Genomic DNA, 14,417 nt, shown 5'->3' with positions numbered 1-14,417 from the left:
GCTCACATCCCCCCGTTGACGTGGCCCCAGAGCGGGAGCTCCAGCCACCAGTTCCACCATTCCGGCCAGCCCTTGGTCCAGACCGGGCCCGAGATGATGATGCAGACCGCCGAGAAGAAGACGGCGTTGATGGCCAGGAGGAAGCCCAGCCGGTGGATCCCCAGCGGTCCCACCGAGTAGCCGATGAAGTCGCGGAAGAAGGTGTCCTCGTGATCCGGCGTCTTCATGACCTCACCCTTCTCGGGATTGGCCGCCGACAGGATCAGGCCACCGTGCAGCGCCAGCGCCAGGGTGGTGGTGAAGAAGAGCGTCACCGCCAGCATATGCGCCGGGTTGTAGTGGAAATGCAGGTAGGCGTAGCCGGTGTTCGAAACCCAATCGAGGTGACTGAAGATCCCGTAGGGAAACGCGTGCCCCCAGGCGCCCAGAAGGATCGGGCGGAAGATCACCAGCGTGACATAGGCGAGGATCGCGAAGCTGAAGGCGAAGGGCACATGGTAGCCGATGCCGAGCTTGCGCGCGATCTCGACCTCGCGCAGCGCCCAGGAAATGAAGGCCCCGGTCGCGCAGATGGTGATGATCTGCCAGAGCCCGCCCTCCATAAGCGGCGCGGCTCCGAGACCGTAGCTCAGATCGGGCGGAGCGATGCTGATGAGCCAGGGGTTAAAGGTTCCCTGCTGAGACGCGCCCCAAAAGATCAGGATCGTCCCCAACAAGGCGAAAAACGCGGTCGTGACCCCGAAGAAGCCCACATAGAAAGGGCCTACCCAGAAATCGAACAGATCGCCGCCGATCAGCGTCCCTCCGCGAACGCGATACTTCTTCTCGAAACTGAGCATTGCCATTGTCTCGGTCTCCGCTGTTGTCGCGGCGCGTCCCGGGCGGGTGGCCGTGAATGTCGAACGTGTCGGTATCTGCGGGCGGCCGCCGGGACGTCACCGCCCGCAGAGTTCTCGTGCACCTCTTTGGTCCCGCGCACGCCGAGGACGGCGCACGCGACGGGTCAACCGCCGGCCTTTTGGGCCGCGATCTCGAACCAGTTGAAGTGATCCGTGCTGAGCAGGACGAGATGAATCATCGCCGCCAGCAGGAAGAGGAAGACACCCTGGGCCACGAAAACGCGGCGGGGGTCGAAGATCAGCCAGATCTTGTAGAACTTTGCCATCTCTCTCTCCCTCAGAACCACGGACGCCAGATGAAGGTCGCAAGGTGTGCGACCACTGCCACCGCCGAGAACAGCCAGAGGCCGCTCATGTAGACGGAATGCAGTTCCTGCGCCTGCTCGTCGGTGAGACCTGTGAAGGACAGGTCGGTATTATCAGCCATGAACTTTCCTCCGGAACGTTTAGCTGACGCCGCGAGTCCCTCGCGGCGGGGACCCCCGGGGGTGTGGACGCCCCAGAGGCTCTGGCCCTCCCTGGTGGAAGGATCAGGTCGGATCGGCCGTCAGGCCGAGAACAGGATCGGCGTGATCCGGTCGGCTTCGGCCCAGGCGCGGGCGAGCGGCCCGTGCAGGAAGAGCGTCTGCTTCTGGAACACGTCGAGCAGCCAGAACACCGTGGCGAAGGGGATCGCCAGAATGAAAATCAGGCTGAAATAGAGAAGGAATTCGGTCCCGCGACGGCTTCTGTGCCTGGGCGCGTTTGACGTGAAATCACTCATGTCGATCCTCCTGTGGTCGGGGTCAGGGACAGGACCGTCTCCCGCAGGACGCGGCTCGATCCCTCTTTCAGCGCAGCCGCCTCGGCGGCGTCGCGCAACTGCTTTGCGGCGGAAATCCTCGTGAGCACCGGATGGGTCGCGACGATCCGGTCAAGCTCGGCCTGCGCATCGGCATCCCAGGGCATGTCGCGGCGGAGCGGCGTCAGCGTCGCCTCGCCCGCATCCATCGCGCTGCCCAGGGGCAGGATGTGGAAGAGCGCATCGAAGAGGCCGTTGCAGACCTCCTGAAGCAGGTAGACCGCCCCGGCATAGCCCATCATCGGCGTGCCGGTATGCCTGCGGATCGCGGCGCCCGGGAAGCTGGCCGGGATGAAGGTCGGCTTCGGCCCGTGCCCGGCGCTCATCTCGGCCAGGTACATCTTCTCGTTGATCGATCCCAGGATCACGAGCGGCCGCTTCTGGTGGATCTCGGCCCGCACGCGGTCATTGTCGGTCTTGGCCCCGGCCTTGCGCTCGACCGCAAGCGCGCAGGGGAGCCCCAGATCGGTCTCGAGGAAATTGCGGATGCCGCGAGTATAGGTCTCGTTCGCGACGATCCCGAAGCTCGCGGTGGCGAAGAAATCCTGCGTGACCGAGCGCCAGAGATCCCAGAGCGGCTTGAGCGTCGAATGCTTCTCGCGCTCGATGAACGGCTCGGGGTCGAGACCCAGGAGATCGCCCAGTTTCCGCAGGAACAGGGTCGAAGATTCCATCCCGATCGGCGCCTGCAGGTAGGGTTTGCCCAGTACCTCGCAGAGGCCGCGCCCGAACTCGCGATACATGCAGATATTGACGTCGGCGTTCACGAGATTGCGCATCTCGGCAAGATGGGAGCCGAGCGGCATCACCATGTTCACCTCGGCCCCGATCCCTTCGACCATGCGCCGGATCTCGGCGAGGTCGGAGGGCATGTTGAAGGTGCCATACATCGGCCCGAGGATGTTGACGCGCGGCTTTGCGCCTTCCTCGCGCTTTTTCTCGGGCGGCATCCGGCCCTTGGTCATGCCCCATTCGGTGAAGATCCAGGTCATCGCGCGGTCGGCGGCCTGCCATTGGTCTTCGTCGATGGTCCGGGGCAGGAAGCGCTGGATCGTGGTTCCTTGCGGCGTCACCCCGCCGCCGATCATCTCGGCGATGGAGCCGGTGACGACCACGGCGGGCAAGGCCGGATCGAGCGTGTCCCAGGCGCGCTTCATCGCGCCCTCGGTGCCGTCGCGTCCGAGCTCTTCCTCGCCAAGACCGGTGACGACGATGGGCAGCTCGTGCGGCGGCAGCGCGTCGGTGTAATGCAGAACCGAGGTGACGGGCAGGTTCTCGCAGCCGACGGGACCGTCGATCACGACCTGCAGGCCCTTCACCGCGCAGAACGCGTAGACCGCGCCCCAATAACCGCCCGCCCGGTCATGATCCTGGATCAGCATGACCGGCCTCCCCGCATCGAAAACACGGCGGCTTGAGCCGGAATAGAGACGATCCCGCTCATATCATCCGCTCCGCGTCAGCGCGTTTCTGCTGCTTCTCGATCTTCTTGAGGTTCTGCGCGCGGAAGTCGGGCCGCGTGTTCGGTGCGCCCTCCCAGACCCCGGCGGTCTCGCCGGTCCCGACACCTTCGAAGAAGGCGCGCATCCGTGTCATCCGCTCCTTTCCGGCAATCGCCGCGTTGACGATCTCGGCCAGCGCGCCCGCGCCGGCGGGGCCCATCAGCGGCCGCGCGGAAATGAGGTTGGTGTAATAGAGCGCCGGGATACCCAGCTCCTTGGCCTTCTGCACGACCGGCGTGGTGCCGATGGCGAGGTCGGGCTGGACCGCTTCCATCGCGGCGAGATCGTCCTCGAGCGAGGCACGGAACACGACCTTCACTCCCTTCGCTTCCAGCCAGTCGCGATCCGCCACCGACCAAGGGGTCTTGGGGCAGGCAGTGCCGACATAGGCGAGATCCGCGCCGCTCTCGACCAGAAGCCGGGCCACCAAAAGCTCGGATCCCTCGTAGCCCGAGAGCGTGATCCGGCCCTTGATCGGCGCGGACGCAAGCGCGCCGCGAATGGCGTGGAGCATGCCGTTTTGGGCCGCCGCGATCTTGTCGGCGGCGATCCCGTAAGCCTCGCCCACCGCACCGAGCCAGGCCTGCGTGCCCTCGACGCCGACGGGCGCCGATCCGACGACGGTCCGGCCCGCGGCCTGGAAGGAGCGGACGGCGGCGGTGTAGAAGGGATGGATCGCGGCCACGACCTGGCAGTCGAGCGCGGCATAAAGCTCGCGCCACTCGCGGCAGGGCACGACCGGTCCGGCGGCGAGCCCCATTGGCGCGAGCATCCCGCCGATCACCACCGGGTCCGCCGGGAACATCTCGCCCAGAAGCGCGACTGCCGGGCGATCCGTCACGCGCCCCTCGGGCGCCGCGACCGGACCCGCCGCGATCTCTTCGCGGGCATAGTCGAGCATCGCGCCCGCGAGCACGTCCTTGGCCTCGGCATGGGTCGGGATCCCGAAGCCCGGTACGTCGATGCCGACGATCCGCACCCCGTCGATCTCGCGCGGCAAGAGCCTGAGCGGGACGCCGGATGCGGTCGGCACGCAGAGGTTCGTCACCACGATGGCGTCGTAGCGTTCGGGATCGGCCAGCTTGTGGACGCTGTCGCGGATGTCCTCGAAAAGCTTGCCGGTCACGAGGGTCTCGGAGTTGAACGGCACGTAACCGACCGAGCGCCGCGCGCCGTAGAAATGCGACACGAAGCTCAGCCCGTAGACGCAGCAGGCCGAGCCCGAGAGCACCGTGGCGACCCGCTTCATCCGGAGCCCGACGCGCAGGCTTCCGAAGGCCGGGCACATCGACTGCGGTTTGTCATGCGGGCCCTTGGGGTAGTCCGCGGCGTAGCGGTCGAGGATCTCGGACTGTCCCGCGTCGCGCGCTGCCTGCTCGAGCGTCGCTTTCGCGCCGCAACCGCCGGTCAGCTCTGGCTTCTGGGTCTGGTCGATCTCGTCTTTCACTCGGCCGTCCAATCTTGGTCTCAGTTCCGTTTGCGCAGCTCTCGCGCGGGGCCGTGCCCCGCCGCGCCGTCCTCACGCTTCGTCGTAGATCACCTCGAGCGACACTTTCGGCACCGCGTCCTTGCCGCGCATGTCGGCATCGGTTGCAGGCTGGAGCGTCACGCCCGCGCCGGTCTCGGAGCCGTCGAAAAGCTCCAGAAGCCCGTCCTGGCTGAGCGGCGCGGGGCGCACCGGGGGCGCGCCCGCAACCGCCTCGGCCAAGCCCGCGAAAAGCGCACCCCAAGGCGAGGCCGATGTGCCGACGATCTGGTAATTCGCTGATTTCTTCCGCAGGTCGTCGTCCTGCGGGATCGCGGCGAGAACCGGGATGTCCACGGCCTCGGCAAAGGCCTGCGCCTCGCCCGATCCGTCGTCCTTGTTGATGACGAGACCCGCGACGCCGACATTGCCGCCGAGCTTGCGGAAATACTCCACCGCCGAGCAGACGTTGTTGGCGACGTAGAGGCTCTGCAGGTCGTTCGACCCGACGAGGATCACCTTCTGCGCCATGTCGCGCGCGATCGGCAGGCCGAAGCCACCGCAGACCACGTCGCCCAGGAAGTCGAGAAGCACGTAGTCGAAATCCCAGTCGTGGAAGCCAAGCTTTTCCAGAAGCTCGAAGCCGTGGATGATCCCGCGCCCGCCGCAGCCGCGACCGACCTCGGGCCCGCCAAGCTCCATCGCGAAGACGCCGCCGCGCTTGAAGCACACGTCGCCGATGGCGACCTCTTCGCCCGCGAGCTTCTTGCGGGTCGAGGTCTCGATGATCGTGGGGCAGGCCTTGCCGCCGAAAAGAAGGCTCGTCGTATCCGATTTCGGGTCGCAGCCGATCAGCAGCACCCGCTTGCCCTGTTCGGCCATCATGTGACTGAGATTGGCGAGCGTGAAGCTCTTGCCGATCCCGCCCTTGCCGTAGATCGCGATGATCTGGGTCTTCTTGGTCGCCTCGCTGGGCAGCACATCGGCGAGATCCTCATGGGCCTCGTCGCGCAGCCTCTGGTCGAAATCCTTCAGGTTGGGGACTTCGTCCTTCATGGTGTTTCCTTCCAGTCGAGGATCATTTTCAGGCAGGAGGCGTCCTCGAACGCGGTCCTGTAGGCATCGGCCGCCTCCGTCGCGGCGCGGCGGTGCGAGATCAGTCCGGCCAGCGACAGCGCCCCGGCCTCGATCAGAGCGCGGGTGGCGATCAGGTCCTGCGGGGTCCATTCCGCCGCGACGCGCAGGCGGGCCTCCTTCATGAAGGCGGGCGGAAAGGCGAAGCTGAGCGGCTGGGCGTAGAAGCCCGCGAGCACGATCTCGCCCCCGCGGGAGATGCGGCGCACCAGGTCGTTCAGGATCGCGGCATTTCCGGAGGCGTCGTAGATCGCGCGGTAATCGTGGCGCGGGTCGTCTTCGGGCGCGATAACCTCGTAGCCGTCGGCACCGGCGCGGCGGGCGGGATCGATCTCCCACACCGTGGGCGCGGGCGCTCCGGCGGCCAGAGTGAGCCGCGCGAGAAGGCGGCCAAGGACGCCATGTCCGACGATCAGCTCGGGCGGGTGCTTGTCGAGACCCGCCATCGCGTGGCGCGCCGTCGCCGCGAGCGCCAGGAGCGCGCCTTCGGCCCCAAGCGTCGAATCGATCCGCGCGACTCGACCGGCCTCGGTCACGAGGCGCGAGGATGCGCCACCGAACAGACCGTAAGCGCCGTCGAAGCAGGACGCGCCGGGCACGAAGACCGTGTCGCCGGGGCGGAAGCCGGTCTCGGGCCCGGCCTCGACCACCTCGCCCGCGGCCTCGTAGCCGGGAACGAGCGGCCAGCCCATGCCCGGAAAGGGCGGCATATCCCCGGTCCAGAAGAGTTTTTCGGTGCCGGTGGAGATCCCGGAAAAGGCGATGTCGACGACGATCTCGCCGGGCTGGGGATCTTTGAGAGGAAGCGTGTCGACCGACAAGGTCCGGGGTTTGCTGAGCAGGACGGCTGATGCGTGCATGTCGGTCTCCCCCCTTTTCCTTGCGCCGGTTTCGACAACTCTCCCGAGAATCGGAGGACTGTCAGTCCAAGCTTACAATTCAGCTGTCAGACTAACAGGACAGTGCAACCTGTCAATGAAAATGGACACTCACCCGGGCTTGCGCGCGGTGACGATGCTGGTCACGAAAGGCCGCTTGGGGTGGATCGGGCGGTCGGGGACAAGACCCGCGGCGTGGCACAGATCCGCGATCCGCGACGCCGCCCGCGTGGTCCCGGTGCCCATCGCCAGCGTGTAGAAGGAGAAATAGACATCGCCCGCCCGCTCGGGCCGACTGCCGCCCGACATCGGCTCGGCCACGATCAACCGCCCGCCCGGAGGCAGGGCCTCGGCCACCTTGGCCAGAAGCGCCGCGACGGTGTCGTCGCTGTGGTCGTAGAGCACGCGGATCAGGCTGATCGTATCGGCGCCCTGGGGCAGCGGATCGTCGCGGAACGAGCCTGCAGCGGTGTCGATCCGGTCGGAGGCGGGCTGGCCCGCAAGCCGTTCTTTCGCGGCGGCGATCACCGGCGGAAGATCGAACAGCGTCACGCGGAGCTTCGGGTGCCGCGCCGCAACCGCCGACGCGAACGCGCCGGTACCGCCACCGATGTCGAGGAGATGGCGGGCGCCCGACAGGTCCGTCGCGGCCAGCACATCCTGCGCGACGAGCCCCTGGCTTTCGGCCATCAGGTTGGAATAGCGACGGGCGCGCTCGGGGTCTTCGGCGGCGCCCGCTCCGAACACGTAGGGCCAGAACCGCGCCAGTTCCGGGTCCGTCTCGCCGCGCAGGAACGCGACCGGATCGGCGAGATCGCGATAGAGAATATCGTGATGCAGGATCATGTCGCGCAGTCCCGGCACGCCAGCCAGCGCCGCGCCCCGCAGGGTCAGCCGTACCTGGTCGTCCCGGAGCGTCAGAAGTCCGAGCGCCGCCCCAGCCTGAGCGAGACGATGGAAGCGTTCGGGCGCAATGCCCGTCTCGCGCGCAAGAGCGTCGAGCACCTCAGGGCCATCGAGCAACCGCTCCAACAGCCCGAGGGACACCAGCGCAGACAGCACCTGGCTTGCAACAAATCCCTGAACAAGCTCGAAAAGCTCCCGCCCCTCGCTTCTAACCTTTCGTTTCAGAAGGGGAATCCGTGCCGCCCAGCGCTGGAATCCGGGCTGCGCGGCAAGACGGAGGAGACGTGTATGGAGATCGCGGCGGCGGAGGCCCGGGGACGCCTCTCCGGAGACTTCCACCACCGCGATCAGGCCCGCGCGGGCTTCAGGACCGGTGTCAGTCGCTCGGCCTGCTTGCGGACCATCCCGGCCAGCATGGCCTCGCCGGGACAGGACGGGATCGAGGCGATGGCACCCGACAGGATGTCTTCGAGACGCTTCACCGCGCCCTCGACGCCCAGCTCGGTCACGGCGTTCGGACGTCCGTGCAGATCGTCCTGATGGGCGGGCTTGCCGAGGCTCGCCTCGGTGCCCAGCGCATCGCGCAGATCGTCGGCCACCTGGAAGGCTTCGCCGATCCGGTCGCCAAGCTCGGCCCAGGGCTCGGCCTCCTGCCCCGCGGCAACCGCGCCCATCTGGGTCGCGGCGATGAAGAGCGCACCGGTCTTCGAGCGGTGATAGGCGGAGAGGTCGATCTTCGCCTCGCTTTCCCATCCCTGCCCGGCGCAGATGCCGTGCGGCATGCCCGTCCGGCAGGCCAGCGTCCGGATCAGTTCGAGACCGCGCAGGGGCGCCACCGCGGCGGCCTCGGCCAGTACGTCGAAGGCGAGGATGATGAGCGAGTCGCCGGTCAGGACCGCCAACGGCTCGGAATAGGCGCGATGGACCGACGGCTTGCCGCGCCGGAGATCGGCATCGTCGAAGCATGGCAGGTCATCATGAACGAGGCTGGCGCAATGGATCAGCTCGAGCGCGGCGGCAGCGGCGTCGGACAGTTCCGGGCGGTCGTCGCCGCAGGCCATTGCAACCGACAAGAGAATCGTCGGACGGATTCGCGCCCCGCCGGGAAGGCAGGCATAAGGCAGTGCGCGGGAGAGAGTCGCCGGGGCGTCGGGCCCGCCCGCCGCGTGCATCAAGGCCGCCGAGACCGCCGCGTCGATCCGTGAAGTCAATGACATGACATGTCTCCAATTCGGCCACCATGCAGATTGTCAGTTCTACATGACACATACTGTAAATCATACTGGACATACCGACTCCCTGAGTCAACAATTGAGGCATGAACGCCGACTCCTCCCTTTCGAATGGGCTGCCCGACATCGTCATCGGTGCCGGGATCGGCGGCCTCGCCACCGCCCTGCGTCTCGCGTCCGCGGGACGGCGTGTCTGCGTTCTGGACAAGGAGCCTCGGCCCGGTGGCAAGGTACGCGAGATCGGCGGTGTCGCCGCGGGTCCGACGGTCCTGACGCTCCGCTGGGTCTTCGACGAGCTCTTCGCCGAAAGTGGTGCGCGGCTCGGGGATCACGTCACGCTCCGCCCCCTGCCCTGTCTTGCCCGGCATTTCTGGACGGATGGCAGCCAGCTCGACCTCTTCGCCGACGAGTCCCAGAGCGCCGAGGCGATCCGTGCCTTCGCCGGACCCAAGGCGGAGCGGGAGTTTCTCAGCTTCACTGCCCGCGCCCGTCGGCTCTTCGAGGGATTCCTCGATCCGATGATGCGCGCGCCTGTCCCGCGCGCGACCACGCTCGCCGCGCATGTGATCCGCCACCCGCGACTGATCAGGGACATGGCCCCGGCCAATACCCTCGACGCGCTTCTGAAAGACAGCTTCACCGATCCGCGGCTGCGCCAGCTTTTCGGGCGCTACGCCACCTATGTCGGCGGAAGCCCCTATCGGTCTCCGGCGCTGCTTGCGCTGATCTGGCAGGCCGAGGCCGCTGGCGTCTGGGCGATCGACGGCGGCATCGCCGCGCTGGCCAAGGCGCTTGCCGAGCGGATCCAGGCGCTGGGCGGCGAGGTTCGACTGTCCACCCCTGTCAGCGAGATCGAGACCCGGTCCGGCAGGGCGCAGGCGGTTCGACTGTCGGACGGAACGCGCATCGCAGCGCGCAGCGTGACCTTCAACGGCGATCCCCGCGCTCTGGCGCTGGGCCTGCTCGGACCCGACGCCCAAGCCGCGCTGCCCAAGGCGATCCTCAGGATCGAGCGGTCGCTCTCCGCCGAGGTCTGGAGCTTCCGCGCCCGGATCGGCGGACCGGAACTGTCGCATCACAACGTCTTTTTCCGAGACGATCCCTGTCCCGAATTCGAGGCCCTCGCCGCTGGCAAGACCGCCCCGGACCCCACCCTTTATCTTTGCGCCCAAGACCGGCTCCCGGGCCGGCCTCTCCCTGACCAAGACCGGATACAAATCATCGCCAATGCGTCCCCCCTCGCGCAGGAGCCCCCGACCCCTGAGGAGGACCCACCATGTCCGACACGGATTTTTTCGACTCTCACGCGTTTCGGGACGACGTTCAGCCCCGAACCGGACGGAACGGCCCGCCAGACAGCACCGGATTTCGAGGTACTGAGTCCGGGAAGCGCCGGTTCCCTCTACGGGCAGAGCCCGCATGGAATGATGGCCGCCTTTCAGAGACCGACCGCCCGAACGGCGATCGACGGCCTCTACCTGGCGGGGGGCGGGACGCATCCGGGCGCGGGCGTGCCGATGGCAGCGCTTTCCGGACAGCACGCGGCCGCGGCGATCTTGACGGACCGTGCTTCAACCTCGCGGTCCCGCCGAACGGCTACGCCTGGTGGTATATCGACGGCATCAGCGACGATGGCAGCCGCGCCATCTCGATCATCGCCTTCATAGGGTCTGTCTTCTCGCCCTGGTATCGCTGGTCGGGTCGGCACGATCCCGAGAACCACGTCTGCATCAATGTCGCCACCTACGGGCCCGGCGGTCGCTTCACCATGACCGACCGGGGGCGCAGCGCGCTCCGGCAAAGCGAGGATCGCTTCCAGGTCGGTCCCTCCGCGCTCAGCTGGAACGGCGACACGCTTGTGATCGAGGTCAACGAGCTTGCCGCACCGCCGCTCCCTGGCCGGGTGCGCGGCACGATCCATGTCAAACCCGCCGCCATCACCGATGTCGAGCTGCCGCTCACGCCCGACGGCGCGCATATCTGGCGGCCCTTCGCCCCGGTCGCCGAGATCGAGGTCGATATGGAGGCGCGCGGCTGGCAATGGTCCGGTCACGGCTATTTCGACGCGAATTTCGGCACACGCGCGCTGGAAGAGGATTTCTCCTACTGGACCTGGGGCCGCTACCCGACCGCCTCGGGCGCGACGTGCTTTTACGATGCCACCCGGCGCGACGGGACCGAACTGTCGGCGGGTGCGAGGTTCGGATCGGACGGCTCCGCCGAGATGATCGCGCTGCCGCCCCGCCGGCCGTTCCGCCGCAGCCTCTGGCAGGTGAAGCGCGAGACGCGGGGCGATGCCAAGACCACGCCGCGGCAGGTCAAGGGCATGCTCGATGCACCCTTCTATAGCCGCTCGATGGTTCAGACGGTTCTGGACGGTGCAAAGACGGTGGGCGTTCACGAAGCGCTGGATCTGACCCGGTTCGCGAAGCCCTGGCTGAAACCGATGATCGCGCTGCGGGTGCCGCGTCGGCGCAGCTGGACCTTCGACGATTAGGCCTCGGACGGGTTGCGACGCAGGACCGAGGCGTTCAGCGCGCCGGCGATGCTGACCCAGACGAGGTAGGGAACGAAGAGCGCGCCCGCGATCCAGTCGACCTGCCAGAGAGCGACCAGCGTCGCGGCGACCGAAATCCAGAGGCACCCCAGAACCACCAGCCCCAGCTTCAGCTTCCGCAGCCCGAAGAAGACCGGCGTCCAGAGCCCGTTCAGCGCGATCTGCAGGGACCAGAGCGCCACCGCCACCGCATTGCCGTCGGCCAGGGCCGCGCGCGCGCCCGCGGTTGCCATGCAGAGATAGAGCGTCGTCCACGTGACGGGAAACACCCAGTCGGGCGGCGTCCAGGAAGGCTTGTCGAGCTTGCGATACCACTCGCCCGGCGGAAAGAGACCGCCGGTCGATCCTGCGGCGAAGCAGGCAGCGAGGAAGATCGCGAAGAGAAGCCAGAACATGTCGGTCAGGTAGAGCGCGCGCCACCGGCAATCAAGCCGGATCGACGGGCCCGGTCCTCGGTGGCGAGACGGGTCAGCGCGTCGATCAGCGAATCCGCCCGGCTCCAGCGATCGCCGACACGCGCGGCGGCATCGACGAGGAACGCGGTCTCGGACAGCGGGCGGGCATAGAGCACCGCAGAGCGCGGCAGGACGGGGCTCGCGCCCGCGCGCATGCCCGACAGGATCAGCCAGCCTACCTTCTGCCCGGTCGAGGTGCGGGCGCGGGCGGTCAGGCTGTCATGGCCCATCCGCCGCAAGCGACCGCCGATCCCGGCATAGATATGACGCGCGGCGAAAATTCCCGGACGGCAGGAGAGCGGCAGCGCCGCGATGCCAGGCTCGGAGCGGAGATAAAGACGCTCGGCCTCGGCCAGGAGCCGCCGCACCATCGCGCGGATCTCGGAGGTCGCTTCGGGGGTCGCGAGGAACCGTTCTGGATCGATCCCGGTCTCGGACAGCCAGTCGGTCGGCAGGTAGAGCCGTCCCTCGGCCGCGTCCTCGCCGACATCACGCGCGATATTCGTGAGCTGCATCGCCGCGCCCAGATCAGCGGCCCGCGCCAGGGCGTCGCGATCCCGGACGCGCATCAGCACGCACATCATCACGCCGACGGCAGAGGCAACCCGCGCGGAATAATCGCGCAGCTCCGACAGCGTCGCATAGCGGCGCCCCATCGCATCCCAGGCCAGGCCCTCGAGCAGGGCATCGGGCAAGGCGCGCGGCATCTCGAAGCTTTCCACGACGGCGGCAAAGGCACGGTCCGGCGCGGCGTTCTGGGGCCGACCCTCGTAGACCCGGTCCAGCCGGTCGCGCAGCCTCAGAACCGACGCGGCCTTGTCCCGCTTCAGGTCGACCTCGTCATCGGCAAGCCGACAGAACGCGTAAAGCGCAAGCGCCGGGTCGCGCACGCGCGATGGCAGAAGTTTCGAGGCGGCGTGAAACGACAGCGACCCGTGGCGAATAGCGGCGTGGCAGGCTTCGAGGTCATCGGGCGCGATCATCTCACCCGCTCCGGATCGGGCACGAGCGTGTCGAGCACTTCCGCAGACGAGATCACCCCCGGCAGCCCAGCGCCCGGGTGGGTTCCGGCACCCGCGAGGTAGAGACCCGGCAGCTCTTCCGAGACATTGTGCGGCCGGAACCACGCACTTTGCAGGATGCGCGGCTCGATCGAGAAGCCGGTGCCGTAAGGGGCGTTGTAGCGGTCGCGGAACTCTTCGGGCGTGAAGATCTCGGAGGGTCCGAGCCGGTCGCGAAATCCCGGAATCAGACTCTGTTCCAGCACGGCTTCGACCGACGCGCGATACTCCTCGCAGCGCGCGGACCAATCGACCGGATCGTCGTGACCGAGATGCGGCACCGGAGACAGCACATAAAAGGTGTCGTCGCCCTCGGGCGCGACGCTCGGATCGGTGACGGACGGGCGGTGGACATAAAGCGACATATCCTCGGACAGCCGCCCGTTCAGGAAGATGTCCTCGACCAACCCCTTGTAGCGCGGGCCGTTCAGGATGGTGTGATGGCCGACATCCGGCCAGAGATCCCGCGTCCCTTTTGTGCCGAAATACCAGACGAAAAGACCCATCGACCAGCGCGACCGCTCCAGACGCGGCGGCGTCCAGCGGCGGCGGGCATGGTTGCGCAGGAGGTGATCGTAGGTCCAGCCTGCATCGGCGTTCGACACGACGAGATCCGCGGTGACGATCTCGCCCGTCGTCAGCCGCACGCCCGCGGCGCGACCGTCACGGACGAGGATCTCGTCCACATCGGTCTCGAGCCGCACCAGCCCGCCATCCTCGCCCACGATCTCGGCCATGCGCTCGGCGATGCGGGCGACACCGCCCATCGCATAATGCACGCCGAATTCCTTTTCGAGGTGACTGACGAGGATATACATCGAGGTGACGTGGAACGGGTCGCCGCCGATGAAGAGCGGGTGAAAGGACAGCGCCATCCTGAGCCGCGGGTCGCGCACGCGGGACGCGGCATGGGCATAGACCGAACGGTCGGCGCGCAGGCGCGCGAAGGTCGGCAGAACCTTGATCAGATCCCAGAGCTTGTGCAGCGAGCGGCGACCCAGGTTTTCGAACCCGAACCAGTAGCGCGCCTCGGCATCTTTCAGAAATCGCTCATACCCGGGCAGGTCGTCGGGCGAGAGCCGCGCCACCTCGGCGCGCATGGCATCGGTGTCCTGCCGCGCGGTGAAATGCGAGTCGTCGGGCCAGCGGATCTCGTAGAACGGATCGAGCGCGCGCAGGTCGATCTCGTCATCGAAGGATCGACCGGTCGCGGACCAAAGATCGCGAAAGACCTGCGGCACCGTGACGATAGTCGGCCCCAGATCGAAACGGTGCCCGTCGCGCCAGAGCGCCGAGCCGCGACCGCCCGGAACATCCAGCCGGTCGATCACCGTCACCCGGTAGCCGCGCGCCCCGAGCCGCATGGCCGAGGCAAGACCGCCAAGCCCCGCGCCGATCACCACCGCATGCGGGGCGCGCGCATCTCGGACCTCGTGGCCCAGTCTGGGATCCATTCGCGTCATCTTGGGATCAGCCTACACATGTCA

The 14,417-nt window shown here is 67.3% G+C and carries 15 protein-coding genes; 2 read left to right on the top strand and 13 right to left on the bottom strand.

All coding sequences use genetic code 11. The features are described from left to right. Positions 1-2: 2 nt before the first annotated feature. The 10 genes from pufL to ACFQ4E_RS02175 all read right to left on the bottom strand — a co-directional run bounded on the left by pufL (position 3) and on the right by ACFQ4E_RS02175 (position 8,842). Positions 3-845, bottom strand: coding sequence for a photosynthetic reaction center subunit L (gene pufL, locus ACFQ4E_RS02220; RefSeq protein ID WP_386801283.1), 843 nt, complete (start codon positions 843-845; stop codon positions 3-5). 158 nt (positions 846-1,003) lie between these two features. Next, positions 1,004-1,165 carry a light-harvesting antenna LH1, alpha subunit gene (pufA, locus tag ACFQ4E_RS02215; RefSeq protein WP_386801282.1) on the bottom strand — a complete coding sequence of 54 codons (162 nt, stop codon included), beginning with the start codon at positions 1,163-1,165 and terminating at the stop codon, positions 1,004-1,006. A gap of 11 nt (positions 1,166-1,176) precedes the next feature. Further along, positions 1,177-1,326: a light-harvesting antenna LH1, beta subunit gene (gene pufB / locus ACFQ4E_RS02210; protein WP_072778079.1), complete on the bottom strand. Its 150-nt coding sequence runs from the start codon at positions 1,324-1,326 to the stop codon at positions 1,177-1,179. A gap of 120 nt (positions 1,327-1,446) precedes the next feature. Then, entirely contained in the window at positions 1,447-1,662 is a 216-nt protein-coding gene (gene pufQ, locus ACFQ4E_RS02205; protein ID WP_386801281.1) for a cytochrome PufQ, read from the bottom strand. Further along, positions 1,659-3,122, bottom strand: coding sequence for a chlorophyllide a reductase subunit Z (gene bchZ / locus ACFQ4E_RS02200; RefSeq protein ID WP_386801280.1), 1,464 nt, complete (start codon positions 3,120-3,122; stop codon positions 1,659-1,661). Before bchZ ends, pufQ begins: the two co-directional genes overlap by 4 nt. 58 nt (positions 3,123-3,180) lie before the next feature. Next, complete coding sequence (gene bchY / locus ACFQ4E_RS02195; RefSeq protein ID WP_386801279.1) at positions 3,181-4,689, bottom strand: chlorophyllide a reductase subunit Y; 1,509 nt, start codon at positions 4,687-4,689, stop codon at positions 3,181-3,183. Between the two features lie 72 nt (positions 4,690-4,761). Continuing rightward, on the bottom strand, positions 4,762-5,763 hold the full coding sequence (locus tag ACFQ4E_RS02190; RefSeq protein WP_386801278.1) for a chlorophyllide a reductase iron protein subunit X: 1,002 nt from the start codon (positions 5,761-5,763) through the stop codon (positions 4,762-4,764). Further along, positions 5,760-6,701: a chlorophyll synthesis pathway protein BchC gene (bchC, locus tag ACFQ4E_RS02185; RefSeq protein ID WP_386801277.1), complete on the bottom strand. Its 942-nt coding sequence runs from the start codon at positions 6,699-6,701 to the stop codon at positions 5,760-5,762. The genes ACFQ4E_RS02190 and bchC overlap by 4 nt, the downstream gene beginning before the upstream one ends. A gap of 129 nt (positions 6,702-6,830) precedes the next feature. Next, the gene (locus ACFQ4E_RS02180; RefSeq protein WP_386801276.1) at positions 6,831-7,964 is read right to left on the bottom strand and encodes a methyltransferase; all 1,134 of its coding nucleotides are present in this window, start codon (positions 7,962-7,964) and stop codon (positions 6,831-6,833) included. An 8-nt stretch (positions 7,965-7,972) separates the two neighbouring features. Next, the gene (locus ACFQ4E_RS02175) at positions 7,973-8,842 is read right to left on the bottom strand and encodes a polyprenyl synthetase family protein (protein WP_386801275.1); all 870 of its coding nucleotides are present in this window, start codon (positions 8,840-8,842) and stop codon (positions 7,973-7,975) included. Positions 8,843-8,943: 101 nt separating this feature from the next. Between ACFQ4E_RS02175 and crtD the strand changes: the two genes are divergently transcribed. Beyond that, on the top strand, positions 8,944-10,524 hold the full coding sequence (crtD, locus tag ACFQ4E_RS02170) for a 1-hydroxycarotenoid 3,4-desaturase CrtD (RefSeq protein ID WP_386801274.1): 1,581 nt from the start codon (positions 8,944-8,946) through the stop codon (positions 10,522-10,524). Next, complete coding sequence (gene crtC / locus ACFQ4E_RS02165; RefSeq protein WP_386801300.1) at positions 10,479-11,354, top strand: carotenoid 1,2-hydratase; 876 nt, start codon at positions 10,479-10,481, stop codon at positions 11,352-11,354. Before crtD ends, crtC begins: the two co-directional genes overlap by 46 nt. On the opposite strand, the gene tspO is transcribed toward crtC, so the two are convergent. Genes tspO through ACFQ4E_RS02150 form a run of 3 tightly spaced genes read right to left on the bottom strand, consistent with a single transcriptional unit; the run spans position 11,351 to position 14,393 of the window. Beyond that, the gene (gene tspO / locus ACFQ4E_RS02160; RefSeq protein WP_386801273.1) at positions 11,351-11,809 is read right to left on the bottom strand and encodes a tryptophan-rich sensory protein TspO; all 459 of its coding nucleotides are present in this window, start codon (positions 11,807-11,809) and stop codon (positions 11,351-11,353) included. The genes crtC and tspO overlap by 4 nt on opposite strands. Positions 11,810-11,814: 5 nt before the next feature. After that, complete coding sequence (gene crtB, locus ACFQ4E_RS02155) at positions 11,815-12,852, bottom strand: 15-cis-phytoene synthase (RefSeq protein ID WP_386801272.1); 1,038 nt, start codon at positions 12,850-12,852, stop codon at positions 11,815-11,817. Beyond that, a complete protein-coding gene (locus ACFQ4E_RS02150) occupies positions 12,849-14,393 on the bottom strand; it encodes a phytoene desaturase (protein WP_386801271.1) in 1,545 nt (514 codons plus the stop codon). The genes crtB and ACFQ4E_RS02150 overlap by 4 nt, the downstream gene beginning before the upstream one ends. Between the last annotated feature and the right edge of the window lie 24 nt (positions 14,394-14,417).

Source organism: Litorisediminicola beolgyonensis, assembly GCF_042679605.1.
Classification (GTDB): Bacteria; Pseudomonadota; Alphaproteobacteria; order Rhodobacterales; family Rhodobacteraceae; genus Litorisediminicola; species Litorisediminicola beolgyonensis.
This window is presented reverse-complemented; position numbering and strand designations above follow the sequence as displayed.